The following is a 604-nucleotide window of genomic DNA, read 5'->3' as shown; positions in this document are numbered from 1 at the left end:
CGATGATCAGCTTACACATCGCTCCCACGTGGCGCTTCGTGATGTAGTCCTCCAGATGCATGGTCTTGCGCGCGATCAGCATCAGGGTGAGCACCATCGCCAGGCCGGAGAAGATGGCCCCCGACACGAAATAGGGTGGGAAGACCGTCGTGTGCCATCCTGGAATGAGCGAGGTCGCGAAATCGAAGCTGACGATGGTGTGCACGGAGAAGACCAGCGGCGTCGCCAGTCCGGCGAGCAGCATGTAGACCGTCTCGTAGCGGCTCCAGGTGCGCATCGAGCCGTCCCAGCCAAGGGAGAAGAAGCGGCACAGGGCGCGCTTGACCTTCGACTTCGTGCGGTCGCGCAGGGTCGCCAGGTCCGGGACCAGGCCGATGTACCAGAAGCCGAGCGAGATCAGGAAATAGGTCGAGATCGCGAACACGTCCCAGCACAGGGCCGAGCGGAAGTTGATCCACAACGGCCCGCGGGTATTCGGGTAGGGGAAGACGAAGAACGCCAGCCAGGGCCGCCCCATGTGGATCAGCGGGAAGAGCCCGGCGCACATCACCGCGAAGATGGTCATCGCTTCCGCCGAGCGGTTGACCGCCGTGCGCCACCGCTG

The 604-nt window shown here is 63.9% G+C and carries 1 protein-coding gene; it reads right to left on the bottom strand.

Annotation, left to right across the window (positions count from 1 at the left end; genetic code table 11):
• The coding region (gene nrfD / locus GY725_02860) for a polysulfide reductase NrfD (protein ID MCP4003116.1) at nt 1-604 on the bottom strand (604 nt) is incomplete at both ends.

This window comes from bacterium, from assembly GCA_024226335.1.
Taxonomy (GTDB): domain Bacteria; phylum Myxococcota_A; class UBA9160; order SZUA-336; family SZUA-336; genus JAAELY01.
Note: the sequence above shows the minus strand (reverse complement) of the source record. Positions and strands in the feature narration are given on the sequence as shown.